This is a genomic window from Thermoactinomyces sp. DSM 45892 (genome assembly GCF_900107305.1).
Classification (GTDB): domain Bacteria; phylum Bacillota; class Bacilli; order Thermoactinomycetales; family Thermoactinomycetaceae; genus Baia.
Genome location: NZ_FNPL01000004.1, coordinates 57654 through 84490, shown reverse-complemented (window position 1 = coordinate 84490; position 26837 = coordinate 57654). Strand labels below are relative to the sequence as shown.

Here is a 26837-nt window from a genome sequence, read left to right as displayed (position 1 = left end):
TATATACAACCATTCCGATTTGAAGATTAGGTTTCCAGTAGTGAACCATTGCCCAATTCGCCATTACTAAATAAAGAACATTTTAAGCCCGTATATACTATAAATAAAACAGAAACTGCTCAAGAGTAAATTCACCATCAATCATCGCTTTCAGCATATCAAACATAAAGTACACCCAGAATTACTTTTTTAATGTTTTTATTACCAATCTAATAGCGTACACTATAATGATAATAAGTACCGCAATATTTAGAATCTGTGCGATAGGACCCATATCCCACGTAATCTTGAACATTAAGATCCCTCCTTACGAATGACGAAAATCGTCCGATATTCAGGTGTAAAATGATCCATTAAAACCTCTAGTAAGTCATTGGCAGTAAGCCTCTCTAATGCGGGAACTATATCAAAAAAGTTCATACCATTAAATTGATAACGTGTAAATTCCTTCGCAATAAAATCTAACGAATTTAATGAGCTCAAAAAAGCCCCAATTTTCCTCTTAATGGCCCTATCTACTTCTTCATTTGAAAAACCAATTTCTTGATAAGTGGTAATCGTCTCCGTTATTTTATCCGCCAGATAGTCTGGATCTTGACTATCTCCACTGATCATGGAAAAACCAAAGCCCCATTCAGCAGTATACTGATACGAAAGTGGACTATGAATATTACCAGACTCGTATAAACCATTATAGGCTTTTGAACCGGATGAAAACATTAAATCAAGTACTACTTGAATGGAAAGTTGATGTTTTAATAAGTCGTTCCCTTGTCTCGTAGGATCTTTTTCTTTATAGCCGACGATACATTTTGGCATACTCACATTCATCGATACCGTCCGCTTTTCGATATGGACAGGCGTCCCTTCAGGCATCACATGACGAATAATTCCGTCCTCTGCTGGAAATTTCTTAGCTGATTGATTCTTCCGTACCATCTCCATTATCTTCCCTGGATCAATAGCGCCGATGATAAACAGTGACATATTACTTGGATGGTAAAATGTTTCATAGCAAGTATATAAATTTTCTTTCGTAATAGCTGTAATAGATTCAATCGTTCCACCAACATCAATCCTTACAGGATGACTTTCGAACATATTTTCAATCACACCAAAGTAAGCGCGCCAATCAGGGTCATCTGCATACATCATAATTTCTTGTGCGATAATGCCTTTTTCTTTTTCCATTGATTGATCTGTAAAATATGGATCTTGAACAAAGTCGAGTAACGTCTCAATATTCTTTTCAACTTGCTCCATGCTAGAAAATAGATACCCAGTCCTTGTAAAGCTAGTAAATGCGTTTGCAGATGCTCCCTGCTTACCAAAAGTGTAGAAAGCATCCTGATCCTCACCCTCAAACATTTTATGTTCTAGAAAATGAGCAATCCCATCAGGTACTTTTATCGGCTCCTTCATTCCTCGAGGAGTAAATACATTATCAATCGATCCAAAATTCGTTGTTAAGGTAGCAAACACCTCGCGAAATCCGTATTTAGGTAAGATATAAACAGTAAGTCCATTTTCTAATTTTTCATGATACAGAACTTCACCTAACTGCGCATAAATCATCTTCTTCATTTCATTCACCTCCACTAGTCAAAAAATAAATAGTATCAAGTTCCCATCTATTCACCGAACGAATAACATCTTCTTTAGTTACATTTCTAATTTTCTTGATACGGTCTTGTAAGGAAAGTGGACGATTTTCGATGATTTCAGGATAAGCAAGCTCAATCAAACCTAATGAAGTATCGATATTGCTCCATAGCTGATTTATTAGCAAAGCTTTTGCTTGTTCCATATCACTTTCTGTAAAATCACCTTTCTTTATCGCTACTATTTGCTTTCTAATAATATCAACAGTCTGATCATATCTATCAAACTCAATTCCTGCTACCACGATAAGTGCACCTTTATAAGGCTCTAGCTTAGAGCCAACAAAGTAGGCTAAGCTATTTTTCTCCCGAACATTTGTAAATAACTTTGATGAAGGACTACCTCCCAAAAGACAGTTCGCTACTCTCGTTGCTACATAATTATCTTCTATAGATGTAGCATATGTACGATAACCCATAAGTAAATGACCTTGTTTTACTTCTTTCTGATCAAATACTACCTTCTCCCTTATTACATTCTTATTCCATGTATGCACAGTTTGAGGTTCTCGAACAGAACGCTCATTCCCAAATAAGGACGAAACGATCTCCTTTATAGAATCCTCATTGAAACTACCAACAATAAATAGATCCATACGATCGTGCTGAAGCATTTGTTTATACACCTGATAGATAGCTTTAGAATCTAGTACATCTAAATCCTCTATACGACCATATTCAGGTAATCGATATACATCCTCAGCAAACAGCTCTTCCGTCATTCGGACCGATGAGTAAACCATCTTATTGTCATAGATCGATTGAATCCTCTGTTGTAATACTCGTTTCTCTTGCTCTACAATCCCCTTTACAAAAGTATCATTATCATTTTCCAAACAAGGATCCATCACAATTTGATGTAGTAATAGAAGCGCTTCTTGCAACAACGAGACCTTGCTTGATAAATATCTTTCAGATACGACATCTATACGAAACGTAATTACATGGTGATCTCCATTTTTTTGTATATCTGTCATCAGAACAGCGCCATACATATCATCAAGCTTTTGCTTTATCATGGTTCTATTGGGATAATCCATTGTTCCACTTTGTAAAATTTCCGGAATCAACGCACGGGCTGTTACCGTCTCTTCGGATAAGGGAGAGTTGATCTTCAACATAATAGATGTTGTTTTAAACTTATCTGTCTTCCATAAATGAAGATGTATATCCCCGACTTCCTGCGTTATCATATTTATATTATTTTCCATCTATCCACACCCTACTGAAGCCATTTTTAAATTCTGTCCCTCTACAAACTCAGCATATTTACGATGTTTATTCATCAGCTCATTGTGCTTTCCAATCCCAGTTACCTTTCCTTCATCTAGGAAAATAATTTGATCTGCATTTCTAATCGTCGAAAGTCGGTGGGCAATCACTAGAGTAGTACGATTTTCCATCAGGTTATACATCGCAGTCTGCACTAATCTCTCACTTTCGCTGTCCAAATTAGCCGTTGCCTCATCAAGCAATAAAACTTTAGGATTCATGATAAAGGCCCGAGCAATTGCAATCCTCTGTTTTTGACCACCTGATAACTTAATCCCTCTCTCGCCTACAACCGTATCATATCCCTCAGGAAGGCTACTAATAAAATCGTGAGCATTTGCTAATCTTGCATAATAAATCATACTCTCTTCATCAGCATCATCTACACCATATAAAATATTTTCACGAATCGTTTCATTTATAATCGCACTATCTTGCATCACATAACCAATCATTTTACGCCAATTGGTTAATGGAATCTGATCAATTTGAAATTGGTCACATGAAATCATTCCACTATGCGTGGTATACATACGCTCAATCAGATGAAACAGGGTCGTCTTCCCCGCACCCGAAGGCCCTACAATCGCTGTAATCTGATTTGGATGTGCTGTAAAAGATATATCTCGTAACACCTCAGATTTTTTATTATACGAAAAAGATACATGGTGGAAGTGAAGTTGACCATCCATAACCTTCGTACACTCATCCACCTCATCAAGATCCTCTTCTGATAAAGTGTATATCTCATATAATCTTTTGGTAGCCCCTGAAGTCGCCTTATATTCAGTAAAAAAAGAAGCTACTGAACTAATGGGAACAATAGCTTGAATGATATAAAATATAATCGCAACAAATGTGCCTGCAGTTAGAGTTCCATCTGCCATACGTAGTCCGCCATAACCTAATAACACAAGTACCATTAGCATGATCGTCCCTGAAATGAGAGGAGAGAAGATGGATTGTAACTTCGCCGCCGTTAAATTTAGACGAAAGAGAGCTTCTCCTGATTCCATCACACGTGAATACTCTTTTTTCTCCCCGCTATAACTTTTAACGAGACGCATTTCTGCTAATACACTGCTCAATCTCCCCACGAAAGTAGCCATTTCATTTTGTGTTTCCCCTGCTACTTTATATAGCCTTCTGCCTATAGGTGCTATAATGACAGTTAAAATCGGTACCATTAAGAATAGTGCTAACGTTAACTTCCAATCTAAAACGAATAAAAATATAATGGATCCAACTACTAATAGCGCTTGGGATATAAACTCAGGTACTTTCTGAGAAACAAAATTATTTAAAGTCGATACATCATCTGTCAACCGACTTACTGTTTGTCCCGTGCCATTATTATCAAAATAATCTATCGGCAACCTTAAAACATGCGCCCACATTTTTTCCCTAAGGCGATAAATTGTATACTCACCTAGATAGGCAAGCATGTAATGTGAAATACCACTTAATATCACATTAACCAAGAATAATCCAACTAATAAAAACACCTTGGTAACATCGAAATGAGATGTAAACGAATCAATCGTGTTTTTAGTGACCCATGGTACTAATATGCCTAATATCGCGGTCATAACTGATGTTAAGAACGCACAAAAAACTACTTTCTTGGGCCATGTGACCAACCCAATTAGCACCCTCAAATGGGATCTATTCATTTTAGCACCTCCCTCACTTTTACAATCACTATAGATCAAAACTCTTTCTGTTCATAAATCCTAATCGCAACCATATAAGATGCAATGAATGTCAGGAGAGAAATGACTAAGAAGAGAATCGAAAATGGTAAGTCGGCATGGATCCTAGGAAACATATTCGTCATCACACTACCAATGGTTTCCTCATACAACCAACCACTCATCATAAGCATTCCCAACCCTGTAACCATACTTATCATCATGACTTTCTCTGCCTTTTCCACCCCCAGATGATGTGTTAGCGGGAATGTAACACCTCCCATAATAAGAGTCATACCAATACCTTTTAAAAAAACCGTAAGCGCTAGGCCGGTAAATATATCTTTAGAAAAAAAATTAGCTACTATAAATGATACAGTCGCCACACAAAAACCTATAAATAGTAAAATAGAGAAGAAAAGATAATAGCTTTGTATCACCCGGCTTCTGTTCAATGGTAACGTGATCAAAAATTTGTTCCATCCAGACATTGCCTCAAATTTCAATCCCTCAAGTATAGGGGAAACAATGGTAATGAAAGGAAGAAATCCAGCTAGACGTAGCGACGGTTCATATGGAAGCAAAAGTAAAATAGTCGTAATAATAAGGCTTAACACTATCGAATGCTTAATGCTCTTCTCATTTGAATAATATTGATTTAACAGTAATCCTTTCATAGTTGCTCTCCTCGCATTAACAAAAGTGTCACATCATCAATAGAAAAGTTTTTTCTTACAATTGAATGGGGCACTTGATCTCGATCACATACAAGAACATCCACTTGATCGCTCTTTCTTTGATATACAACAACCAAACTTGCTTCAATTTGTTCAAATTCTTTATCTGTACATTGTAGGACTGCATATCTCGACATCAAGGTCTCTTTACTTACTTGCAATAAAATTTTTCCTGACTTAATAAAAATTAAGATATCAGCTACCGCTTCAATATCACTTGTGATATGCGAAGACAATAAAATACTATGTTGTCCATTCTTCACAAAATTCTTTAACACTTGTAATAAGTCATTCCTACCTGACAGATCAAGACCCGCCGTTGCCTCATCTAAGATAAGTAATTTTGCATCATGCGATAAAGCGACTGCCATAGAAAGCTTCATAGACATCCCTCTAGAAAAATCACCTATTTTCTTGTCTATAGGTAAGGAGAAAAAATTGGTATAATATTCAAATATATTTTGATCCCAATTTTTATAGAGCAGACGAAATACACTTCCTAGCTGCTTGACGTTCAACTGATGAGGCAAGTGCACCTGATCAAAAACGACACCGATATCTTCCTTCAGATGACTCTTTTTGGGACCCATCTCTTCTCCAAAAACTTTGATTGATCCCCCATCTTTAGATAGTGTTCCTAGTATGGCCCCCATCGTTGTCGATTTTCCTGCTCCATTATCCCCAATAAAGCCGGCAATTGTACCACGTGGAATAGAGAAAGAGACGTTTTTTAACACCTTTTTTTTCCCTGAATAACTTTTACTCAGATTTTCTACTTCTAAAATCATTACATTCACACTTCCCTCACTTACTGAAAATAGAAAAAAGGATCTTAACCTGAATCCAGCATCTAACTTTATTTAAAGATGTACCATTTAGTTTGAAGGAGCTTCAACTAAATGGTACAATTCGGTCATTCTATCTGCTGTTAGTTAACTGCTTATGAAGCAGTTATCACAAGTCTTGTTAGTGGATCAACCTAATTTTAGGTTGATCTTTTCCCAGATCTTAGTTGCTAATAATTATTACTTACAATTGTTGCTTACTGTTGATAATGCAGTTGTCACAGTCCATGTAAGTGGAGTCCATCCAATTTCAGGTTGCTTTAAACTTTCGACTTGTGAAAGCTTTTGTAGATCTAATACTTGATTCATTTTCTCACCTCCTGATCCCAGATCTTAGTTGCTAATAATTATTACTTACAATTATTGCTTACTGTTGATAATGCAGTTGTCACAGTCCATGTAAGTGGAGTCCATCCAATTTCAGGTTGTTCTAAGCTTTCTGCTTGCGAAAGCTTTTGTAGGTCCAATACTTGGTTCATTTTTTTCACCTCCTTCTACTAGTATACTTACACCATAACTACCAATTTCTCCCTATTAAATCGAGTATCTTCATAAAATTTGTCTATATTTATAATCGGGAGCCAATATAATGGATTTTCATTTAGAATCCCTTTCAAGGCCAGCACAATACCCGAGCTACCCGAGAAAAGATCGTCCGATAAACGAAAACTAAATTGACCAGGGAATGATAGATAATTCTTTTTATCAATTAGATATAGGTTCAACAACTCAATTATATCTTCTGTTTGAGAGTAATAAGTTGCTTGATCTTTCCCCATCATTGGAGGTATTATCAAAAAGCTACCTGCTCCATCGAATAGTCCTCCTATAACAGTAGCTCTTATCTTAGATAGATTCGTGATTAACTTTAACTCTTCGTAAAAGACTTCCTCTCCACTAACATGTATTAGATACCATATTGCAACCCCTATTCCTATCGATCCTCCAGATAGGTAAGGTAATAGCCTACGACTGTTATCTATTGTGTTTAGCACTCCCAATTTGTTATCCGTAACAGTTTTATTCAAGTCTCTCGCTACTAGTTCAACAGCTCTAAAATAGTATTTTCTGTTTTTGGTAATGGCATAAAGTGATGAGTAAAACACTGATACTCCCGACCAACCATCTATCAGACCAATTGGGATACCTTTCCAGTCTTGGACAGTTATCTCGTTGTCTTCCTGCAAGAAATTCTCTATTTTTACAGCTATCGACTCTGCTTTCTCCAAATACTTCGAGTCTAGTGATTCTAAATAGAAACTTGCTAACGCCAAACCAATTCCTGCTAAACCTGATCTTAATGTGATATCTGAATCATTTAATGAACTATCTATTTTAGAAAAAATGTCTAACGACTCTTCTCTATACCCATTTTCGTATAACATCCCCGCAATACCCGCTGTACCAGTAAATAGCCCTGCACTCTTTACTGTATCTATGTTTTTTAGCACATATTGCGTAATCCATTGATGAACCTCATCATTAGTACTTCCTACCCGGGCAAGTGCTATAGCTGCCCCAGATCCTCCACTTAAAACATTTAACTTTCCATCATGATGTTCGTACTGTCTTATATCACCATTTATCAGTCTTATATCACCAGTTAGATTCGCCTTAATCCCATCACTAAGGCCCTCTAGTATGGACAAAATATCATTATTCATCACAAAATTATTGACAACACTATCCAGCCTTTGTGTTTCCTCTCCAAAATCAATTAGATGATCTTCACATTTTTGAATCATACTCTTAACAAACTCGTAAAAATCATCCCCATAATTTACTCTAATCCATTTATAATAGTTTTCATTTATATACTTATCTAAGCATTCAGAAGTGAGAACGGGCAGGAGGGAATAACGTACAATTTTTTGTAATGCAAACCAGTCCATCGCTCCACTCGTTTTAATTTGAGAATTTATAAACCCTGTAGTCGCCATACCCGGTTTTTCTTGAGAATTTGTTTGCTTTGCTGTTTCAAAATCAATTAATGTTACTTGTAAATCTTCAGATATCATGATATTAGCAGGTTGTAAATCTCCCATTGCTACATCCTTATCAAGCATTTCTTCCATAATAATAACTAATTGAGACAAGACCTTCTTTATTTTTATCTTGTAATCGTCTAGAGACTGACTTTTCATAAAAGGATAGTTTATCGCAATCCAAGAATGTAAATCCATACCCTCTACACACTCTTCGACCAGAAAATAATGCTCCCATACCTTAAAGTGGTCTAATACATTAACAATCCCCTTTACATTTGCAAGCTTCTTTAACGCATTCCGTTCTATAATTTGTCTCTCAACTGCATCAACAGAGTTCCCATCGAGTCCAGCTTTTGGCCGAGCTTCTTTTATAATTACTTTTTTATTGTCGGACTTTCTTTCTGCAAGATATATTCCTCCACTATTTGTAAAACGAAGAGATGTTTCTATGTTATATAAATCTAGCTTATTCTCTCGATCTTCGTTATTCGGTTTATCGTTTAATAAATCTAAGTAATGATCGAACTCTTTTACAAAATCAGGAGCTTGATAATAAGGATTCCTCTCATCTACTGTCAATTCACCCTTAGTATCTCTGATACATAATTCACCCTTATCATTATAAATACTTTTAAACCCACCATATCGATAGTAAACATTACTATTCTTCCAACACTTATCATTCAATATATATGGACCTTTTTCATAAGGTTGAATTTCTTCTCGAAGAGCATCCAATAGATGCACAAATTCATTATCGTCCATTGGATAAACCGCGATAAACTTACCAGAGCTCGCTCTATTAGCACCTTTCGAATTCATTTCTAGGAGAGTCTCTATATTTTTGATGTGCTTAAATGCTACCTTGTGCTTTATTAGAACTTTGCTAACAGCTGCTAGAACCTGCTCTGCCTCATTCATCGTTGCACTAATATGTATTTTCCATCCTTGTTCAGGCAAAGTTCTATCCTTAAATTCATAGTACCTCCATATCGATTCTTCCTCATTAACGACAACTACATCTTCTTTTAGATCTTCTATAAAAAACTCTTTTATCGATTCTTCCTTATCATGCGGACCATAATATTCAGATCCTCTTTTTAAATAACTATGGTAAAGCATATCACCTTTCATGAAATTCTCTCCTTACGTACATCTCTTTTATGTTTAGATTAAATAATGTATACATATAAAATAGAATATTATACAAACAAAATAGCGTGATGCCTCTTCTACTCGTGATAGAGTATGCAACGTGGTTCCAAAACTCTCAGAAGGTTTATTTTACTAACTATTTTAGTGTAATTTAAGTATTATTATCTATCGAAATGAAACATAACTTTACTTTTAGATATTGATTCTAATATTTTTTGTTTCATCTCCTGATTCAATAATAATATACATTTATAGTTTAATGGAATAAGTAAATTTTTCGTTTTTTTTTAGAAAATCACCCCATGATTTTAGAAATATTTAACCTAAAAACTTAAAAGCACCTCTCTAAAGTTAGTTCCTCTTCATACTCCATAGCCATCATAAAATAATTTGCAGCTTTCTTATACGCTCTTTTTTCATAGTAATAACTAGCCATTTGCTTAGCTAACTTCATAACTGGGATGAACTGCTGACACTCTATCCCCAAGTTAATAATTCGTTGCATCTCTTTCTCATATCGTGCCTCGTCCTGACGAAATCGATAAGTACCCGCTTGTATAGAGACTAAGTCAATATAAAGAGAGGGAAAACGCTCTGGATCAACCGTGCTTAATCCCTTATTCAAGTAATACTCTACTTTATCCCATTCTTTTATCTCTATATAAACTTCTACTAGCCCTCTGTATACACAGATTCTCTTATTCGCAGCATCTAGATCTCCAAAATACTGTAAGCTTCTTAGATAATACTCAATAGCTATTTCAGGATTTCCCTTGGTAGCTTGGACTCGCCCAAGATGAAATTCGATGATACCTAAGAAATAACTATTATCTGGATCAATTGTCTCCCTCGCCCTAGTCAAGAATTCAACCGATTTATCTAGTTTCTGATTCATATGATATTGAATCCCCATTGTAATTAATACGGAAGCTATTTGTTTTTGGTCATTTATCTCCAGAAACAGATCATACGCTTTCTGCGCATAGAAAAGACTAACCGTCTGGTCAGTTAGAATCTCTTGCTTCGTTATACTCATATCCAGATAGAAATTAGCTATCTCTCTACGATCGGTCACATGAGCGAGAAGCTCCTCTCTCAGACCATCATAGTAACTTGCCTTCATATAGTTTTGTTTTCTGAAGTACATCGCCCCACACGCTCGATAGTAGTAAAAAAATTCTTCCTCTAAACCTGACTCTACTTGCTCAGATATAAATCTTTTAGATAACTCATACACCCGATATGCTTCTTCCAAGTCTATATTCAACTTAGAGGAGTAATAGATCAATATAGTATATACCTTCAAATGAACACTTGTTGGATATAAATCCGTGGCATTTAATCGTAGAAATGATAGATCTTCATCTGTGATATTTTTTTCCTTTTGAAATTGGCAATAGATCCTTCCAATTCTCCGCTCTGCATCAGCAGCCCCCTGCTGTTCTATTAGATCTTCAACCTTTACCCCCAACTTAGGAGCAATAGAGCAAATAAATTTCAGAGATGGCTTCGTATTACCATTTTCCACACGACTTAGATAGGCAATCGAAGTAAGTCCCCCGACAAGTTCGCTCTGTGTCATACGCTTATGTAAACGTAGCTGTCTGATTCGATCTCCTACTACCATAATCTTCCCACCCCATCTGAAATAAAACTTTAATTCTTTTATTAAATATTTTATTTTAAATTAAATATAAATTCAACTTCTTCTATTATAGTTCTTTTTATATGATATTTCCATATTTTATCTCATTAGAAATGCACATCTGCGCTGTGATAAAAAGATTGAATGAAAAAAAAGGAAGCTGCACCCACACAGGGCACAGCTTCCTTTTTTTTCTATCTTATGCATACACTGGACGAACTTGAATCGTTTGATCACGACCTGGGCCAACGGAGAAGATGGTGAGCGGAATCCCTGTTAGCTGGGTAATCCGTTCAACGTAATGTTGAGTAGCTAGCGGGAGGTCATGGAGCGTTTTGACTTGGGTGATATCTTCGTGCCAGCCTGGTAACTCTTCGTAAACTGGTTCGCAGTCGGCGAGGATATCGAGGTCAGCTGGATAGTTCTCCATCAGTTCCCCCTTGTGTTTGTAAGCGACACAGATCTTCACGGTGTCGAGGTCTGTTAAGACGTCTAGGGAGTTTAGGGATAATCCCGTAATCCCGCTTACACGACGTGCATGACGTACAACAACACTATCAAACCATCCTACACGGCGAGGGCGACCTGTAGTGGTACCGTATTCGCGTCCTACTTCGCGGATCTGATCCCCAATCTCATTGTGAAGTTCGGTTGGGAATGGACCATCCCCTACACGAGTGGTGTACGCTTTCGCCACGCCTACTACTTGGTTGATTTTCGTAGGTCCTACTCCTGAACCGATACATACTCCACCGGCAACTGGGTTAGAAGATGTTACAAATGGATAGGTGCCTTGGTCGATATCGAGCATCACACCTTGTGCGCCTTCAAATAATACCCGCTTCCCTTGGTCAATTGCTTCGTTTAGTACGACAGACGTATCAGTGATAAATGGCTTGATTCGCTCGGCAGCCTTCATGTACGTATCATAAATTTCATCGAAGTGAAATGGTTCTACCTCATATAGTTTCTCGAGAATCCGATTCTTTTCTTCTAGGTTGCGTTTTAGCTTCTCAGCAAAACGACTTGGATTTAGTAGATCTCCTACTCGAATCCCTACTCGCGCTGCTTTATCCATGTAGGCAGGGCCGATTCCTTTGCCTGTGGTTCCGATCTTACTGCTGCCTTTACTTGTCTCCTCTAGACGATCCAGACGCAAGTGGTACGGCATAATGAGATGGGCACGGTCTGAGATACGCAAGTTGGATAAATCAACTCCGTATCCGAGAAGATAATCTAACTCAGTGATTAACGCCTCTGGATGAATGACCATCCCATTCCCTAGAACACAAATTTTATCTTGATAAAAAATTCCCGAGGGAATCATGTGAAGTTTGTATTTTACACCGCCAAACACGATCGTGTGACCTGCATTGTTACCACCTTGGTAACGGGCAACGGCTTCTGCTTTCTCAGCAAGAAAATCGGTAATTTTTCCTTTTCCTTCATCTCCCCACTGGGTACCTACAACAACAGCTGTTGACATTTTTCATTCCTCCGATCAACTAAAGACAAATAAGGGTTAAAACGAATCCGTACATATCTGAACGAGATTATTGTATCAGTGACTCAAAGAGTATGTCAACATCAAAACCGAACATTAAACTGCAAAATAAAATATTCATTCGTTATTAATCTAGCTTTTGATCTCTAGACTAAGAAATTTGTTATAGTTTTTGAGGAAAAGTAATTCCACCTTCCCTACAGGACCGCTCCTTTGTTTCCCTATGATGACTTCCGCCACGTTCTTCTTCTCGGAATCCTCATTGTAATAATCATCACGATATAAAAATGCTACGATATCGGCATCTTGCTCGATTGAACCGGATTCACGTAGGTCAGACAACATCGGCCGTTTATCTTGTCGTTGTTCTACAGCACGTGATAACTGGGATAGGGCGATAATCGGGCAGTCAAATTCACGAGCCATTAACTTTAGCGAACGGGAAATCTCCGAGATTTCTTGTTGACGACTCTCACCATTTCCTCGGCCATTGATCAACTGAAGATAATCGATCACCACCATGCCTAAGCCATGTTCTGCCTGTAATCTACGTAGTTTCGAACGAATATCATGTACGGTTACACCGGGAGTATCATCAATAAAGACCTTTGCTTCGGATAAAGAGCTTATGGCCATAGTTAGTTTTTCCCAATCTTCCTCATTTAAATTTCCAGTTCGGAAGGCTTGGGCATCTATATTTCCTTCAGCCGAGAGCATCCGCATCACCATTTGCGGCGCTGACATCTCGAGGTTAAAGATTGCAACGGTTTCATTTGCACGTAGGGCAACGTTTTGAGCGATATTTAATGCAAATGCCGTTTTTCCCATCGCCGGACGTGCAGCAACAATGATGAGATCAGACTTATTAAACCCTGACGTCATTCTATCTAAATCGGTGAATCCAGAGGGGATTCCGCGGATTCCGGTACTATTATAGTGAAGACGTTCAATCTGCTCAAATGACTCTAATAGCACATCTTTAATCGGGAGGAATCCACCTCTCATATTTCGCTTAGAAATCTCCAGGATTTTTTTCTCTGCTGTATCGATCAAACTGGAAACTTCTTCTCCACCACTATATCCGGACATCGCGATTTGGGTCGCTGTACGAATGAGACGACGTAAAATGGCTTTTTCTTCCACGATTTTAGCATAATATTCTACGTTTGCCGCTGTGGGGACAACAGATGCCAGCTCTGTTAGATAGGAGACTCCTCCGATCTCATCTAACACTTTTTTATCAGAGAGATCTGCTGTAACAGTCACGAGATCAACAGGTTCTCCCTTTTCAGCAATTTCATTCATCACTTGGAATAATTTCTGATGTCCTGGACGATAGAAATCCTCCGTTCGTAACCGTTCGTTTACCGAAATCAGTACAGAAGGTTCGAGGATAATCGCCCCCAAAACGGCTTGTTCAGCTTCTATATTTTGTGGCGGAAGACGATCTGCAAATAATTCGTTCAAACTATTTTTCCTCCCAACCGACTGAGAAAGCTCCACTCCCCAGCGGGAACAGTGGAGCCTTTCCATTTGTTTCTAAAGGTTTATTGATTATCCTTTACCCATCCCTCTAATGAAACTTGAGTCTGGCTTCTATCCTTGCTCTTTTACATGTACTGAAAGGGTAGCTGTCACTTCAGGATGGAGCTTCACTGGTACTTTGGTTACGCCTAATGTACGGATTGCGTCGTCGATGAGTAGTTTCTTTTTATCAATCTTCATTTGATGTTGTTTGTTTAAGGCTTCTGCGATTTGCTTCGTTGAGATGGCTCCAAAGAGGCGACCTTCTTTTCCAGACTTCGCAAATAAGACTACTTCTAACGATTCCATTTTTGTAGCAAGCGTTTTTGCATCTTCAAGTAGTTTTGCCTTTTTCACATCTTCGAGGCGTTGTTTTTCTTTCAAGCTATTTACATTCCCGCTAGTTGCCTCAACTGCCAATTTCCTCGGTAATAAGTAGTTACGGCCATGCCCCTCTGATACTTCTTTTAATTCACCTTTTTTACCTGTTCCTTTTACATCTTGTAGTAGAATGACTTTCATGATGTCTCCTCCCCCTCCAGTTGTTCTTGAATTAGGGATTTTAGTATTTGTTTGCACTCTGGAACACTTTTGTGCTCTGGTTGACAGGCAGCGTGGGTCAGATGCCCACCACCACCCATCTGTTCCATGATTAGCTGGACATTTAGATCCCCTTCCGAGCGAGCACTGATCGAAACAACTCCTTCTGCCTTATATGCAATCACAAAAGAGGCAGAGATCCCTTGCATATCTAATAGTGTATTAGCCGCTTGGGCGATGAGCAGCTGGTCATAAACCCGACTCTCATCCCCCACTGCAATCGCAATCTTTCCTTGATATAACTCCGTATTTCGTATGAGTTCTGCACGTTTTACGAACCGGCTTAAGTCCTCTTTTAGTAAAGACTGTACTAGCATGAGATCAGCTCCATGTCTTCGTAAAAAGGCAGCCGCCTCAAAAGTCCGCGATCCAGAACGGACGGAGAAGTTCTTCGTATCCACCACGATTCCAGAGAGGAGCGCTGATGCTTCCAGCGTATCCATGGTTAATCGATGATCTTGATACTGAAGTAACTCCGTAACTAGCTCACAGGTTGACGAAGCGTAAGGCTCTAAGTATACCAGAACGGAATCTTCAACAAAATCCTCTCCACGACGGTGATGGTCGATCACGACCACTTTTTCAGCGCGATCAATCAGTCTCTTCTCCGTTACTAGACTTGGTTTATGCGTATCCACTAACACAAGCAGGGTATCTGGATCATCGATCCACTGCATAGCCTGATCCGGAGAAAGGAACACATCGTTTACGTCCTCGTGCTTCTCAATCTCATCCATTAACTTTCGAACTGCACTCAAATCATCATCTAGAATAATAAACGCTTCACAATCATTTAGTTCTGCTAATTTTACTACACCAATCGCAGCACCGATCGCATCTAAGTCAGGCTGTTTATGCCCCATCACGATCACTCGCTTGCAATCTTGTAACAGATTACTAATCGCATGAGAAATGACCCGTGCTTTTACCCGATTTCTTTTTTCGACTGCATTGGTTTTGCCCCCAAAAAAGGCAATTTTCTCTTTTGACTGTACAGCGGCTTGATCACCACCACGTGCCAGTGCTACTTCGAGTGCCGCTTGTGCATGCTTCGATTTTTCAACGAGCGTTTCTCCCAAACTAGCGACTCCTAAGCTTAATGTGATTGGGATTTTATTATTCCGTGTCATCTCTCGTACTGTATCCAGTATGTCAAACCGATCGTGAATCATGCGATCTAAATTCTTTTGAAACATAATAAAAAACATTTTATCAGTATCAATTCGCTTTAGAGCCACTTCATACCGCAACGCCCACTCCGAAATCGCTTGGAACACCTTGCTGATCAAAAGGGTTTCTTCTTGATCCGATAGTCCCTGCCCAGCCTCATCTATATTGTCCAGATGCAAGAAACCTAATATCGGCTTCTCTTCTTCGTACTTCTCTTGTAGGGATATCCACTTCGTTACTTCTTCTATCAAATATAAACGTTCTGCGCGATGATATACACACGAATAATGTTTACCATGAATCTGAATCATAACGGGATCTGATAGCAAATGTTCCTCCGGATCCAACTCTGGTAAGTATTCAGCAATCTTGTGCCCAATTAACCTTGCCTTAGGAAAGAAGTTGGATACGAACGGATTATGCCACTGCACCTCTCCCGCATGATTGAGTAGGATCATACCCACCGGGAGATGTTTCACCGCAAGCTGACCTGCAAATTGGATGCGATCCGTTAACGTTAATACGTATTGGGATTGCTCTTTTTTTTGTTCAAACTCTGTTTTATACTGCATGGCAGTAAGGAGTCCTACACAGAGTATAGCAATCGCAACATAGGAAAGCTTTTCTGTAAGAATCCATATGAGGAGTATTACAGTAAGCCCTAATATCCAACTTGTGGATATACGTAGCCATCTATGCATAAAATTTTTCGGCATTTCCTTTAACTCCTCCAAGCTGGGGTAACGCTCATAACCTCATATCTTCTATTTTACCCGAGTTCAGCGGAGCTTCAACTCTTGCGGAGTTATAAATTTGACCAGATTTTGGATTATGTATCGCGAACCATTTTCTCATTCTTATTCTACCGTTTATTAATATATTTCTCCATAGCAGACAAATCGCCGTACCACTCCTCCAGTTGATGCCCTTCTTTCATATGTTCCCTTAATTTTTGGGTGACCACTTGATCCACTTCACGGTATGGAACCCCCATCCTTCTGGCTAATACGTAAACAGAGACCAAAATACTCGAAAGGCTATCTATGATCATTTGTTGGTTTGCATAATGGAGACCACGAAATAAGCTAGCGATTTGGTCTAGAATTTCTGTTTTTAACCAGTCGACCACTTTAATATTTTTCGCAATATGTATACCTCTTTCTGGTCGGTTCATGGTATTCGCTCCTCTTCTAATTTCTCGTTAGAAGGAATTTCCACATTTTTATGTTATTTCCTGCCTGTTTGAGAAAACAACTTCCATATTCTTTAAAAGGGTAACATTGAATCCGTCGGGTGCAAATAAGATGTATGAATAAGAGGTTGAGTCATGATTAGCCATTTGGTTAATGGGCTATGAACCAAAGATAGTAGGGGATAATGGCCAAATAATGGAGGTGGGTGTATTGGGTTACTATATACATGTGGAGCCAGATGTGAGGGTTTATACGGAAGACATAAACCCCAAGGGAAATCGAACGATTCTCTTTATCCACGGATGGCCTGCAAATCATAATCTATTTGAATATCAATTTAACGAGCTTCCTGGATATGGTTTTCGCTGTATTGGAGTAGATCTTCGTGGATTTGGGAAATCAGATAAGCCTTGGAGGAAATATAGCCTAAATCGATTAGCGGATGATATTTACTGTGTCATTCGATCTCTTCGGTTAGAAAACATAACATTAGTTGGTCATTCGGTAGGTGGGGCAGTTGCCATTCGGTATATGTCACGACACTGTGGATATCACGTTTCGAAACTAGCACTACTCGGGGCAGCTGCTCCCAGTGTGGTTCAGCGCCCGAATTTCCCTCACGGACTGCCCATTGAGGAAGTCAATCGTCTGATCGAAGGAACATATCAGGATCGGCCGAAGATGTTGGAACAGTTTGGAACATCATTTTTTTATCAAAAAATATCCCAACCATTTGCAGAGTGGTTTCTAGAAATGGGGCTAGAAGCAGCGGGATGGGCTACTGCCAAAGTGGCTAAGACTTTTCGTGATGAAACGTTATTTTCTGATCTATGTGAGATTCATGTCCCAACTCTTATTCTTCACGGAATCCACGATCAAGTATGTTTGTATCCACTTGCTACTGCTCTTCATAACGGGATTCTGCGCTCAAAACTAGTCCCCTTCGAGCACAGTGGTCATGGACTCATGTGGGAAGAGAAAGAAAAATTAAATAAGGAATTAATGAAGTTTATCAACTAAGAAAAAAACAACCCATTAAATGGATTGTTTTAGATGTTCCTAGTCGTTTGTATAAGCTAGGAGTGCCATTTGACGAGCACGTTTGATTGCACGAGTCAATTGACGTTGATATTTAGAGCTAGTTCCTGTTACACGACGTGGTAAAATCTTACCGCGTTCGCTAACAAACTTACGGAGCAAGTCTGTATCTTTGTAGTCGATGTATGAAACTTTGTTTACTGTGAAGTAACAAACTTTACGACGTTTGTGTCCACGACGACGAGCCATTCATATTCCCTCCTGTCCAAAAAAATAAGTTATCGTTAACTAGAATGGAAGATCATCATCAGAGAGATCAATTGGCTTGCCATCATCTTCAAACGGATTATCCGCCTTACGACGAGCCTGATTGCTAGAATTGTTTTGATTCCAGCCACCACCAAAGTTGTTGTTGTTATTGTTATGATTATTGCTACCGCTGAAGCCTTCGCCTGAGTTACCACCATAAGGAGAATCACCGAAATCAGAACCGTTACCCTCGCGAGTACGATTTGTTTCTAAGAACTGAACGTTTTCGGCTATTACCTCTGCGTTACGTACTTTACGGCCTTCCTGGTTTTCATAGACGCTAATTTGCAAGCGACCGTCAACACCAACCAAACGACCCTTTTTTAGGTAGTTAGCACAGGTTTCGGCTAGTCCACGCCATGCAACAATATTGATAAAGTCTACATCACGTTCTCCTTGCTGATTCGTATAGTTACGATTTACAGCAATGGAAAAGCGAGTCACTGCAACCCCAGATTGCGTATAACGCATTTCAGGATCGGCAGTTAACCGACCAATCAAAACAACTCGGTTTACCATGACGCAATCTCTCCCTTGAATCCCTCTAGTATTTATTTTTCATCCATGTTTACAACCATATGGCGGATGATATTTTCATCAATGTTGATTACACGCTCCAACTCAGAAACCATAGTAGCTTCTCCGTTGAAGTTTACAACTGTATAAACACCTTCACGGTATTTATCGATGAGGTAAGCCAAACGACGTTTCCCCATGTCGTCGGTCTTCACAACTTCGCCACCGTTGTTTGTAATCACACCCGCTACTTTCTCACGGGTTGTTTTCACAGCTTCTTCGTCCATATCTGGACGTACGATGTACATCAATTCGTATTTGTGCATTCCGTCTACACCTCCTTCTGGACTTTGCGGCTCTCACAGCTAAGGAGAGAGCAAGGGGCGAGCATATTTACTCACGTTAATCCATTCTAGCAAAGCTCAACTATAATAGCAAGCTAGAAGCAATTTCCTATTTTGTGAAACTCCGTTGATGTCTGTAGCTAAAATGATATCAAACGTACGTTCGAATGGGAAGTAGCTTGGTAGAAAAAGGTAAATCTATCCATTTATCTACCAACACAAAATCCCGGCATAAAAAATCGGCCTCCTACACATTAAAGCGGAAGTTCATCACATCTCCATCATTCACCACATAATCCTTACCTTCTAATCGAAGTAGACCCTTTTCACGTGCCTGCCCTAAGCTGCCTGAGTTGATTAAGTCTTCGTAAGCAACGGTCTCTGCACGAATAAAGCCACGTTCAAAGTCCGTATGAATCACACCTGCTGCTTGGGGTGCTTTCGTTCCTTCTCGAATGGTCCAAGCCCGTACTTCTTTTTCACCCGCAGTAAAGTAAGTAATCAAGCCTAGTAGACGGTACGCCTCCGTGATCAAACGGTCGAGTCCTGATTGCTCCAAGCCTAACTCCTCTAGGAACATGTTTCGCTCCTCATCATCTAGCTCCGCAATTTCAGCCTCTACTTGAGCACTGATCGTTACAACTCCAGCGCCTTCGGATGCAGCGATTTCCTTTACCCGTTTAACATGAGGATTACCATCTGGATTGGCAACTTCCTCTTCACTCACATTTGCCGCATAAAGCATGTTTTTCATCGTTAGCAAGTTAAGGCTTTTGATGATCAGCTTCTCTTCAGAACTTAGATCCACAGATCGTGCTGGCTTTCCTTCTTCTAGTACAGGAAGGATCTTCGATAACACATCATGCTCTTGCGTAGCCAGCTTCTCTCCACTTTTCTTCTGGCGTAAAACCCGATCCATCCGCTTTTCGACTGTTTCCAGATCCGCAAATATGAGTTCCAGATTAATCGTTTCCATATCATCCGCTGGATCAATCCGCCCAGATACATGGGTAATATTCTCATCTTCAAAACAACGCACTACATGGATAATGGCATCTACCTCGCGAATATGAGAAAGAAACTTATTTCCTAGCCCCTCTCCTTTACTTGCACCTTTCACTAAGCCGGCAATATCCACAAAGTGAAACGAAGTAGGAATAACTCGCTGAGGGTTGATCACTTGCTTTAGATGATCCAACCGTACATCTGGTACATCTACCACCCCTACGTTTGGGTCGATGGTGCAAAATGGATAGTTTGCCGATTCTGCCCCCGCTTGCGTAATCGCATTAAATAATGTGGATTTCCCTACATTCGGGAGACCTACTATTCCTGTCGTCAATGCCATCTTAAAGTTCAACTCCCAATTTTCCCGATTCTTGATTCAACTATCTTATTATAGCGGAAATCATTCATAACAAAAAGCGATTCCAATGGAACCGCCCCCACTTTAAATATCTTCTGGCTCAGCAGATACGAGTACCTTTTTTAACTTTTGTTCAAATCTCATTCTAGGTAGCAAGACACTATGTTCACAACCTGTGCATTTGATGCGGATATCCATCCCCATACGGATCACTTTCCAAGCATTTGTCCCGCATGGATGCGCCTTCTTCATCTCTACCACATCGCCTAATCCAAAATCTTTTCGTTGCAAGAAAGCCCCCCACTTCCATTTTTAAAATCACCTACGTATAACTTAATCCATTTGCTCAACCGACTTCCGCAAGTCCTGTAGAGCTTGTAAGATTTGTTTCGAAAGGTATTCTTGTCTCTCCCGAAAGGTTCCTGCTTCTGGGACTAAAATCAAATCACCCACCATGATTCGAATCTTACTCGGTTTAATCCAAATATCCCCAACAGGTAGCGCCTTTTCACTACCTGATAGGTAAATAGGGACAACAGGAACATTTCCCTTTAAAGATAAGAATGCAGCCCCTTGTTTTACTTCTTGAAGAGGGGCTATATCCTCTCGGATTCCACCCTCCGGAAAAAGACCTACACATTTTTGCTCCTGTAAATAGCGTAAGGCAGTTCGGATTGCCTGAATATCCGCTTTCTCTCGATTCACAGGAAACGCCTGGAATATATCCAAAAAGAACTTTGTGATTTGGAATCTCCATGCTTCGGCTTTCGCCATAAAATGAACATGACGTGGTAGCATAGAGCCAATATAAAAAGGATCAATATAACTAATATGATTACCGACAATAAGTGCGGCCCCTTCACGGGGAAACTTTTCTATTCCGATTACTTCCACACGATGATATAAGCGGAGGAACATCCGAATCATCCATTTTAATAGAGATGATGTTCGCATCAAAAAATCCTCCTTCCATAGGAATTTGTCCTACCTAGTAGATTACCCACTCTACAAATCTCTCAATCTGTAGGTATAAACCTCTCAAAATATCCGTATACTGTAACATCAATATATTCTGAGAGGACGCTGGTGATGAAAGAATCTAACCAATTCAAAACTCTTTCTCCATTTCGCATCTCTTATCAAGATCCTAGCGCGCTAAATCATTGCACTCATTCCCTTTATCAACACCTCTTACAGCTCCCTCATGGACGTAAAATTGTCTGTGTTTGTATCGGTACAGATCGATCAACTGGGGATTCACTCGGCCCCCTTGTTGGCTCCATCCTACAGAAAAAAACATTTCCTGATATCGCGGAAGTATATGGAACACTTGACGAACCTGTTCATGCTCTCAATTTAGCCAGTACGGTGGAAATGATTCAACAGCACCATCCTGATCACTATATGATCGCTATTGATGCATGTCTAGGTCAATTAAAAAATGTGGGCTCCATACAGGTTTCGCAAGGCTCTATCAAGCCAGGAGCAGGTGTGAATAAAGATCTCCCCGAGGTAGGAAATCTTTCGATTACAGGTATTGTAAACGTATCTGGTTTTATGGAATATCTCGTCCTACAAAACACTCGTTTAAGTCTGGTTATGAATATGGCAGAGATTATTGCGGAGAGTATTAAGCAATCCATTCATCTGGTACAAGATACTTCGTTAGACCGTGCACAACCCTATGTATAATGTAACCTTAATGGCCAGAGATAACAAACAACCCTAATCTTCGTGTGAAGCTCGCTTTCACATGAAGTTTGGGTTGTTTGTGTGTTTGCTACAAAATCCGATCTTGTTGCAGCAACTCTACAATCCGCTCCAGCTCGCGCTCAGAGTAGTATTCAATCTCAATTTTTCCTTTTCTTCTACCTGGACGAATCTTAACAGATGTACTAAATATCTCTTGGAGCAGACCTTCAAAATGCCTCATCTCGGGAGAAAGCTCCTGTTCCTGCTTAGACTTCTCTGACTTCGGATTTCCCTTTTGATTAAGCCGCTGGATCCACTCTTCTAGTTGACGAACATTCGTCTCTTCTTCGATTACTTTCTTAGCGAGCCTCTTTTGTAAATCTGAATCTTTAACCCCTAGAAGTGCCCTTGCATGGCCCATGGACAATGTTCCACGTGAAACATTTTCTTGGATTTCAGCGGGAAGCTGTAGAAGACGGATGAAATTGGTAACATGCGACCGGCTTACTCCCACTCGCTCTGACAATTGCTCTTGCGTTAAATGCAAGTGTTGAAGTAATTTTTGATATGCCATTGCCACCTCGATCGGGTTTAAGTCCTCTCTTTGTAGGTTTTCTACCAGCGCGATTTCCATCATTTCATTGTCTGTATAATCCCTGACGACAACTGGGACTTTCTCCAAACCTACCTGCTTTGCCGCACGAAACCGACGTTCTCCTGCTACAATCTCGTATCCACGGATGCTTTTCCGTACAATCAGAGGCTGAATAATCCCGTGTTGTTTTACGGACTCCGCTAATTCATTTAACGAGCCATCTTCATCAAAGTGCTTCCGGGGTTGATATGGATTAGCACGTAATTCTAGGACTTCTACTTCTTTTACAATATCATCGTCACGAACATCCGCATCTGTGTTGAGAAAAAGTGCGTTTAATCCTTTACCTAAACCTTTACTCACTTCTCGCCACTTCCTTTGCTAATTGCATATAGCATTCAGCGCCTTTCGATCTTGGATCATAGGCAATAATCGATTTACCATGACTAGGCGCCTCCGATAAACGAACATTACGCGGGATAACCGTCTCATACACTCTAGACTGAAAGTATTTTTTTACCTCTTCCATCACTTGAACTGACAAGTTGGTCCTAGCATCAAACATGGTCAGAAGAACACCCTCTACCTCAAGATGCTTATTTAGATGTTTTTGTACGAGGCGAACCGTGTTAAGCAATTGCCCTAGCCCCTCTAATGCGTAAAACTCACATTGAATCGGGATAATAACCGACTCTGCGGCAGTCAGAGCATTTAGTGTAATAATGCCCAATGATGGTGGACAATCGATAAAGATATAATCAAATTCATGTTTACAGGTTTGTAGGGCTCTTTTGAGTCGTAATTCCCTCGAAATGGCCTGTCCCAATTCAATTTCCGCACCTGCTAATTGAATCGTTGCTGGGATCAAATGAAAGTTATCAACGCCTGTTGGGAGGATTACTTCTTCAACAGAGCGATCATTAATCAAAACATCATATACACAATGCTTCACATCCGCTTTGTTAATACCTAAACCGCTTGTGGTATTTCCTTGCGGATCAATATCTACAATTAAAATTTTCTTGCCTATCGCCGCCAAACATGCTGCTAAGTTTATAGAGGTTGTAGTTTTGTAGGGTAGAAGGTAGACGCCTTGCTAAAAAGCAGGTCTCCTACCAACCCCCTCCGAACCGTACGTACACCTTTCGGCATATACGGCTCTCCAGCTATCACAGAATCAAACAAGACGAATTTGAAGCTTATCGTGGATCATACTCGGCAAATCGATCCCCATCCCTAGTCCGAAGAACCCTCTTCTTTCCTGCTCCATATCGATTCAATATCTTCTTAACCGAACTCTTCTCTTTCGCTGCGATGGTTTTACATAAGCTTACAAAATGGATATCACAAAATTGGTCCCTCTGTTTCGGAAAATACTTCTTAGCCTCTGTATGAATATCGAATAATTGCAAATCACGACGATATAAGTCTATAATCTGTGGAATCGATAAATGAATTCGATTCGAGACATGACAGGCTTTCCCGCTTTTCGTGAAGGACTTTATCCAGTTCCAACATTCCACTTCTGCTATGCAAACCTTCCACTTCTGATGATTCCTCTGCCAATTCAACTGATAGGGACCGATTACCCGCTTTCCTCTATGTCCCGGATCATGCACAAGAATCGGTAGCTGACGTTGATCAAAAGCCGATTGTAACTGCTGTTGGTATCTTTTCACTTCCGAAAATGGAGCATCTACACAGATATGGACTTGCGAATGGATCCGAATATACATCACTTTCATCCTAGGAAGCGTACATTGTACAAGGGTGTCAATCGCTTTATGTAATGTAAAAGTTAATGGTTGTACCCCGTAACGCTCACACTCTAGATGTGGATGAAGCCACTTTTGGCTGTAAAATCTTCGAACCAACTCTAACCATCGACCATCCTGACATCGCTCCTTCAATAGAGTACGACAATGCTCCCAAGAATCTAGAAGTTCAATCGGTATCGAAAATGAAATCAACCAACTGTTGGTAGCATTTCGTAAGGCACTTCCTAATTCACGAAAATCATGATGTTTCATAGAAGCCCCTTGATCCATCACAAACTGATTTTCATATACTGGAAATAACGCCTGATGACATGCTTGAAGAATATGCATAACCGTCATCTCCGGAAACAGGGTCTGCTCCTTCACCTTCTTGCGTGGATGCCAACGCTCTGACTGGATCAAATGGTACCAGTCGTCCCATTGATAGACTCCGAGAGGATTCAATATGGATTCCCCTGCTGATTTCCATACATAGGAGTAAACATCCGGATTATACAGGATTCGATACAATCGATTAAATTGGAAATGTTCGTCTTGTCTTGCTTTCTGTTTGATCAGAGATAGCATTAGTTCGGCTGATTGCATTCCGCATACCTCACTTTATCCCTGTTATCTGATAACCTGCCTTCCTTCGCCGTGTAATCGTCTTTCTCGATCTCAGACTACTATGAAGGCTCCGACGCCATGGGAAAAATATCATCTTCCTTTAGGCCTCTCCGTTTCAGTTTTATAGAGCTATCTGAGTAACGTAGGTTCTCCGTTCGCTTCTTTCTCAATCCATTGATTGATTGGGAGATCGTAGAGAGTACAGCGACTATGGGTAACGGTCTCTGTAACCATCTCATATGCAGTTCATTTTTTCGAAACATGCATATCCCCAGTGGCAGGGCCTCAAAGCTAGAGTTCAAGCAGTTTAGCTTTAACCATATCACTCCATGGTGTCGCAAGTTCTAACAACTCACTTTTTGGGCATGCGATGTTCCCCGTCCAGTTTCCCTTACAGGTAAGCCCAATCACCAGTAGGACTTCTCTCTAATCCTACACCGTTCTGGCATCTCTATGAAACCTGTACGGACGCACACCCACTCCACCTTTTTGATTGGCGATAGCAATGATCTTACCCATACAATCACCCCATTTTAAGAAACTTCCCACTCATCATATCGAAAATAAGCGTTATAAGTAAAGCATGCATGATCTTGTCGAATCCACACTAAGCATGAACAGGCTGCTTAGGAATCCGTATCACAACCTCGTAAAAATCATCGTGTTCCTTCTCTTCTGTAGATATTTCCATCCCGGTTTGCTTTACTAAATCAATCGATTGTCGAATCGTATTTACAGCCAGTCTGAGATCTCGAGTATAACTCTTACGTCGTAACTGTTTTTGTTCAATTTCGTTTATTTCCATCAGCTTCTTGATCTTTTCCTCTGACTGCTTTACATTTAATTCTTTTTGAATAATCTCTTCCAGCATAGATAAAATAAGATCTTCTTTTTTTAACGTCAATAGGGCTCTGGCGTGTCTTTCCGTGATGGTTCTTTTTAAAAGCTCATTTTGAACCTCTATTGGTAACTGAAGTAGCCGGATTTTATTGGCAATCGTTGACTGCCCTTTTCCTAATTTCTGGGCTAACTCCTCTTGTGTAAGAGATTGGATCTCGATCAAGTTCTGATAAGCTCTCGCCTCTTCAATCACTGTTAAATTTTCACGCTGTAAATTTTCAATGAGTGAAGCAGACGCGGCTTGATGATCTGACATGTCCTTAATAATAGCTGGAATGGTAGGAAGTCCTAGACGAAGAACCGCCCTCCATCTTCTCTCTCCCGCAATGATTTCATACCCTTTTTGCTTTCTTCTGACCACAATAGGTTGAATAACCCCATGTTGTTGGATCGTCTGGCATAGTTCATCCAACCGTTCATCCTCAAATATCGTACGCGGTTGATAAGGACTGACCGAAATCTCTGCTACTGATATATCCTTCATTTGCTCCGTTATCTTCTCTGATAAACCAAAAAAACGAGTAAAGGGCTCCTTCATACACTCACCACCTACGCCTTCCTATACGTAATAAATTGGGAGGGATTTGTATACATTTCGCTACATGTTAGCAACTACCTGCTAAAAAAGAAAAAATTGACAATCATATGTTTCACGTGAAACATATGATTGTATCATTTGACTATTCTAATAAGACGGTTTCTATCTAG

General features: G+C 39.8%; 25 protein-coding genes and 1 pseudogene. 2 read left to right on the top strand and 24 right to left on the bottom strand.

The window, feature by feature from the left end; translation table 11 throughout:
- Window positions 1–294: 294 nt before the first annotated feature.
- The 14 genes from yfmH to BLU58_RS04320 all read right to left on the bottom strand — a co-directional run bounded on the left by yfmH (window position 295) and on the right by BLU58_RS04320 (window position 16966).
- Complete coding sequence (yfmH, locus tag BLU58_RS04375) at window positions 295–1584, bottom strand: EF-P 5-aminopentanol modification-associated protein YfmH (RefSeq protein ID WP_093291010.1); 1290 nt, start codon at window positions 1582–1584, stop codon at window positions 295–297.
- A 1-nt stretch (window position 1585) separates the two neighbouring features.
- A complete protein-coding gene (gene yfmF, locus BLU58_RS04370) occupies window positions 1586–2872 on the bottom strand; it encodes an EF-P 5-aminopentanol modification-associated protein YfmF (protein ID WP_093291009.1) in 1287 nt (428 codons plus the stop codon).
- A complete protein-coding gene (locus BLU58_RS04365; RefSeq protein ID WP_093291008.1) occupies window positions 2873–4606 on the bottom strand; it encodes an ABC transporter ATP-binding protein in 1734 nt (577 codons plus the stop codon).
- 35 nt (window positions 4607–4641) lie between these two features.
- A complete protein-coding gene (locus BLU58_RS04360; RefSeq protein ID WP_093291007.1) occupies window positions 4642–5301 on the bottom strand; it encodes an ABC-2 transporter permease in 660 nt (219 codons plus the stop codon).
- On the bottom strand, window positions 5298–6149 hold the full coding sequence (locus BLU58_RS04355; protein WP_093291006.1) for an ABC transporter ATP-binding protein: 852 nt from the start codon (window positions 6147–6149) through the stop codon (window positions 5298–5300). The genes BLU58_RS04360 and BLU58_RS04355 overlap by 4 nt, the downstream gene beginning before the upstream one ends.
- 237 nt (window positions 6150–6386) lie before the next feature.
- On the bottom strand, window positions 6387–6515 hold the full coding sequence (locus tag BLU58_RS16630) for a class III lanthipeptide (RefSeq protein ID WP_218122179.1): 129 nt from the start codon (window positions 6513–6515) through the stop codon (window positions 6387–6389).
- Window positions 6516–6556: 41 nt separating this feature from the next.
- Entirely contained in the window at window positions 6557–6685 is a 129-nt protein-coding gene (locus tag BLU58_RS16625) for a class III lanthipeptide (RefSeq protein WP_218122178.1), read from the bottom strand.
- 27 nt (window positions 6686–6712) lie between these two features.
- Window positions 6713–9328, bottom strand: a complete 2616-nt coding sequence (lanKC, locus tag BLU58_RS04350; protein ID WP_093291005.1) for a class III lanthionine synthetase LanKC — start codon at window positions 9326–9328, stop codon at window positions 6713–6715.
- 352 nt (window positions 9329–9680) lie between these two features.
- The gene (locus tag BLU58_RS04345; RefSeq protein ID WP_093291004.1) at window positions 9681–10976 is read right to left on the bottom strand and encodes a helix-turn-helix domain-containing protein; all 1296 of its coding nucleotides are present in this window, start codon (window positions 10974–10976) and stop codon (window positions 9681–9683) included.
- A gap of 217 nt (window positions 10977–11193) precedes the next feature.
- Window positions 11194–12480: an adenylosuccinate synthase gene (locus BLU58_RS04340; RefSeq protein ID WP_093291003.1), complete on the bottom strand. Its 1287-nt coding sequence runs from the start codon at window positions 12478–12480 to the stop codon at window positions 11194–11196.
- Between the two features lie 150 nt (window positions 12481–12630).
- Window positions 12631–13965 carry a replicative DNA helicase gene (gene dnaB, locus BLU58_RS04335; RefSeq protein ID WP_093291002.1) on the bottom strand — a complete coding sequence of 445 codons (1335 nt, stop codon included), beginning with the start codon at window positions 13963–13965 and terminating at the stop codon, window positions 12631–12633.
- A 129-nt stretch (window positions 13966–14094) separates the two neighbouring features.
- A complete protein-coding gene (rplI, locus tag BLU58_RS04330) occupies window positions 14095–14544 on the bottom strand; it encodes a 50S ribosomal protein L9 (RefSeq protein WP_093291001.1) in 450 nt (149 codons plus the stop codon).
- The gene (locus BLU58_RS04325; RefSeq protein ID WP_093291000.1) at window positions 14541–16508 is read right to left on the bottom strand and encodes a DHH family phosphoesterase; all 1968 of its coding nucleotides are present in this window, start codon (window positions 16506–16508) and stop codon (window positions 14541–14543) included. Before BLU58_RS04325 ends, rplI begins: the two co-directional genes overlap by 4 nt.
- A gap of 146 nt (window positions 16509–16654) precedes the next feature.
- Window positions 16655–16966, bottom strand: coding sequence for a MazG-like family protein (locus BLU58_RS04320; protein ID WP_093290999.1), 312 nt, complete (start codon window positions 16964–16966; stop codon window positions 16655–16657).
- 229 nt (window positions 16967–17195) lie between these two features.
- Here BLU58_RS04320 and BLU58_RS04315 point away from each other — a divergent pair, with 229 nt between their 5' ends.
- Window positions 17196–18005 carry an alpha/beta fold hydrolase gene (locus tag BLU58_RS04315; RefSeq protein ID WP_093291122.1) on the top strand — a complete coding sequence of 270 codons (810 nt, stop codon included), beginning with the start codon at window positions 17196–17198 and terminating at the stop codon, window positions 18003–18005.
- A 39-nt stretch (window positions 18006–18044) separates the two neighbouring features.
- Here BLU58_RS04315 and rpsR read toward each other — a convergent pair whose 3' ends face one another.
- The 6 genes from rpsR to BLU58_RS04285 all read right to left on the bottom strand — a co-directional run bounded on the left by rpsR (window position 18045) and on the right by BLU58_RS04285 (window position 21512).
- Window positions 18045–18272, bottom strand: a complete 228-nt coding sequence (rpsR, locus tag BLU58_RS04310; RefSeq protein ID WP_072332146.1) for a 30S ribosomal protein S18 — start codon at window positions 18270–18272, stop codon at window positions 18045–18047.
- Between the two features lie 39 nt (window positions 18273–18311).
- Entirely contained in the window at window positions 18312–18851 is a 540-nt protein-coding gene (gene ssb / locus BLU58_RS04305) for a single-stranded DNA-binding protein (protein ID WP_093290998.1), read from the bottom strand.
- A 32-nt stretch (window positions 18852–18883) separates the two neighbouring features.
- Window positions 18884–19174, bottom strand: a complete 291-nt coding sequence (gene rpsF / locus BLU58_RS04300; protein ID WP_093290997.1) for a 30S ribosomal protein S6 — start codon at window positions 19172–19174, stop codon at window positions 18884–18886.
- Between the two features lie 265 nt (window positions 19175–19439).
- Entirely contained in the window at window positions 19440–20540 is a 1101-nt protein-coding gene (ychF, locus tag BLU58_RS04295; RefSeq protein ID WP_093290996.1) for a redox-regulated ATPase YchF, read from the bottom strand.
- Window positions 20541–20642: 102 nt separating this feature from the next.
- Window positions 20643–20849, bottom strand: coding sequence for a DUF951 domain-containing protein (locus BLU58_RS04290; RefSeq protein ID WP_093290995.1), 207 nt, complete (start codon window positions 20847–20849; stop codon window positions 20643–20645).
- Between the two features lie 42 nt (window positions 20850–20891).
- Window positions 20892–21512, bottom strand: coding sequence for a lysophospholipid acyltransferase family protein (locus BLU58_RS04285; RefSeq protein ID WP_093290994.1), 621 nt, complete (start codon window positions 21510–21512; stop codon window positions 20892–20894).
- Between the two features lie 135 nt (window positions 21513–21647).
- Here BLU58_RS04285 and yyaC point away from each other — a divergent pair, with 135 nt between their 5' ends.
- Window positions 21648–22250, top strand: a complete 603-nt coding sequence (yyaC, locus tag BLU58_RS04280; protein ID WP_093290993.1) for a spore protease YyaC — start codon at window positions 21648–21650, stop codon at window positions 22248–22250.
- An 88-nt stretch (window positions 22251–22338) separates the two neighbouring features.
- Here yyaC and BLU58_RS04275 read toward each other — a convergent pair whose 3' ends face one another.
- The 4 genes and pseudogenes from BLU58_RS04275 to noc form a co-directional block, all read right to left on the bottom strand.
- A complete protein-coding gene (locus BLU58_RS04275; protein WP_093290992.1) occupies window positions 22339–23208 on the bottom strand; it encodes a ParB/RepB/Spo0J family partition protein in 870 nt (289 codons plus the stop codon).
- A pseudogene (locus BLU58_RS04270) lies at window positions 23201–23917 on the bottom strand (ParA family protein); the annotation flags it as partial. The pseudogene BLU58_RS04270 and the gene BLU58_RS04275, both read right to left, overlap by 8 nt.
- Window positions 23918–24044: 127 nt before the next feature.
- Complete coding sequence (locus tag BLU58_RS04265) at window positions 24045–25208, bottom strand: hypothetical protein (protein ID WP_093290990.1); 1164 nt, start codon at window positions 25206–25208, stop codon at window positions 24045–24047.
- A 628-nt stretch (window positions 25209–25836) separates the two neighbouring features.
- Window positions 25837–26667 carry a nucleoid occlusion protein gene (gene noc / locus BLU58_RS04260; protein WP_093290989.1) on the bottom strand — a complete coding sequence of 277 codons (831 nt, stop codon included), beginning with the start codon at window positions 26665–26667 and terminating at the stop codon, window positions 25837–25839.
- Between the last annotated feature and the right edge of the window lie 170 nt (window positions 26668–26837).

Coding starts and splice junctions, on each gene's coding strand:
- noc (WP_093290989.1), bottom strand. CDS start 26,667: ATGAAGGAGCCCTTTACTCGTTTTTTTGGTTTATCAGAGAAGATAACG.
- BLU58_RS04360 (WP_093291007.1), bottom strand. CDS start 5,301: ATGAAAGGATTACTGTTAAATCAATATTATTCAAATGAGAAGAGCATT.
- yfmH (WP_093291010.1), bottom strand. CDS start 1,584: ATGAAGAAGATGATTTATGCGCAGTTAGGTGAAGTTCTGTATCATGAA.
- BLU58_RS04285 (WP_093290994.1), bottom strand. CDS start 21,512: ATGCGAACATCATCTCTATTAAAATGGATGATTCGGATGTTCCTCCGC.
- BLU58_RS04340 (WP_093291003.1), bottom strand. CDS start 12,480: ATGTCAACAGCTGTTGTTGTAGGTACCCAGTGGGGAGATGAAGGAAAA.
- ychF (WP_093290996.1), bottom strand. CDS start 20,540: ATGGCATTGACGACAGGAATAGTAGGTCTCCCGAATGTAGGGAAATCC.
- yyaC (WP_093290993.1), top strand. CDS start 21,648: ATGAAAGAATCTAACCAATTCAAAACTCTTTCTCCATTTCGCATCTCT.
- ssb (WP_093290998.1), bottom strand. CDS start 18,851: ATGGTAAACCGAGTTGTTTTGATTGGTCGGTTAACTGCCGATCCTGAA.
- rpsF (WP_093290997.1), bottom strand. CDS start 19,174: ATGCACAAATACGAATTGATGTACATCGTACGTCCAGATATGGACGAA.
- BLU58_RS04325 (WP_093291000.1), bottom strand. CDS start 16,508: ATGCCGAAAAATTTTATGCATAGATGGCTACGTATATCCACAAGTTGG.
- BLU58_RS04265 (WP_093290990.1), bottom strand. CDS start 25,208: ATGCAATCAGCCGAACTAATGCTATCTCTGATCAAACAGAAAGCAAGA.
- BLU58_RS04355 (WP_093291006.1), bottom strand. CDS start 6,149: ATGATTTTAGAAGTAGAAAATCTGAGTAAAAGTTATTCAGGGAAAAAA.
- BLU58_RS04365 (WP_093291008.1), bottom strand. CDS start 4,606: ATGAATAGATCCCATTTGAGGGTGCTAATTGGGTTGGTCACATGGCCC.
- yfmF (WP_093291009.1), bottom strand. CDS start 2,872: ATGGAAAATAATATAAATATGATAACGCAGGAAGTCGGGGATATACAT.
- lanKC (WP_093291005.1), bottom strand. CDS start 9,328: ATGAAAGGTGATATGCTTTACCATAGTTATTTAAAAAGAGGATCTGAA.
- BLU58_RS16630 (WP_218122179.1), bottom strand. CDS start 6,515: ATGAATCAAGTATTAGATCTACAAAAGCTTTCACAAGTCGAAAGTTTA.
- rpsR (WP_072332146.1), bottom strand. CDS start 18,272: ATGGCTCGTCGTCGTGGACACAAACGTCGTAAAGTTTGTTACTTCACA.
- BLU58_RS04345 (WP_093291004.1), bottom strand. CDS start 10,976: ATGGTAGTAGGAGATCGAATCAGACAGCTACGTTTACATAAGCGTATG.
- BLU58_RS16625 (WP_218122178.1), bottom strand. CDS start 6,685: ATGAACCAAGTATTGGACCTACAAAAGCTTTCGCAAGCAGAAAGCTTA.
- BLU58_RS04320 (WP_093290999.1), bottom strand. CDS start 16,966: ATGAACCGACCAGAAAGAGGTATACATATTGCGAAAAATATTAAAGTG.
- rplI (WP_093291001.1), bottom strand. CDS start 14,544: ATGAAAGTCATTCTACTACAAGATGTAAAAGGAACAGGTAAAAAAGGT.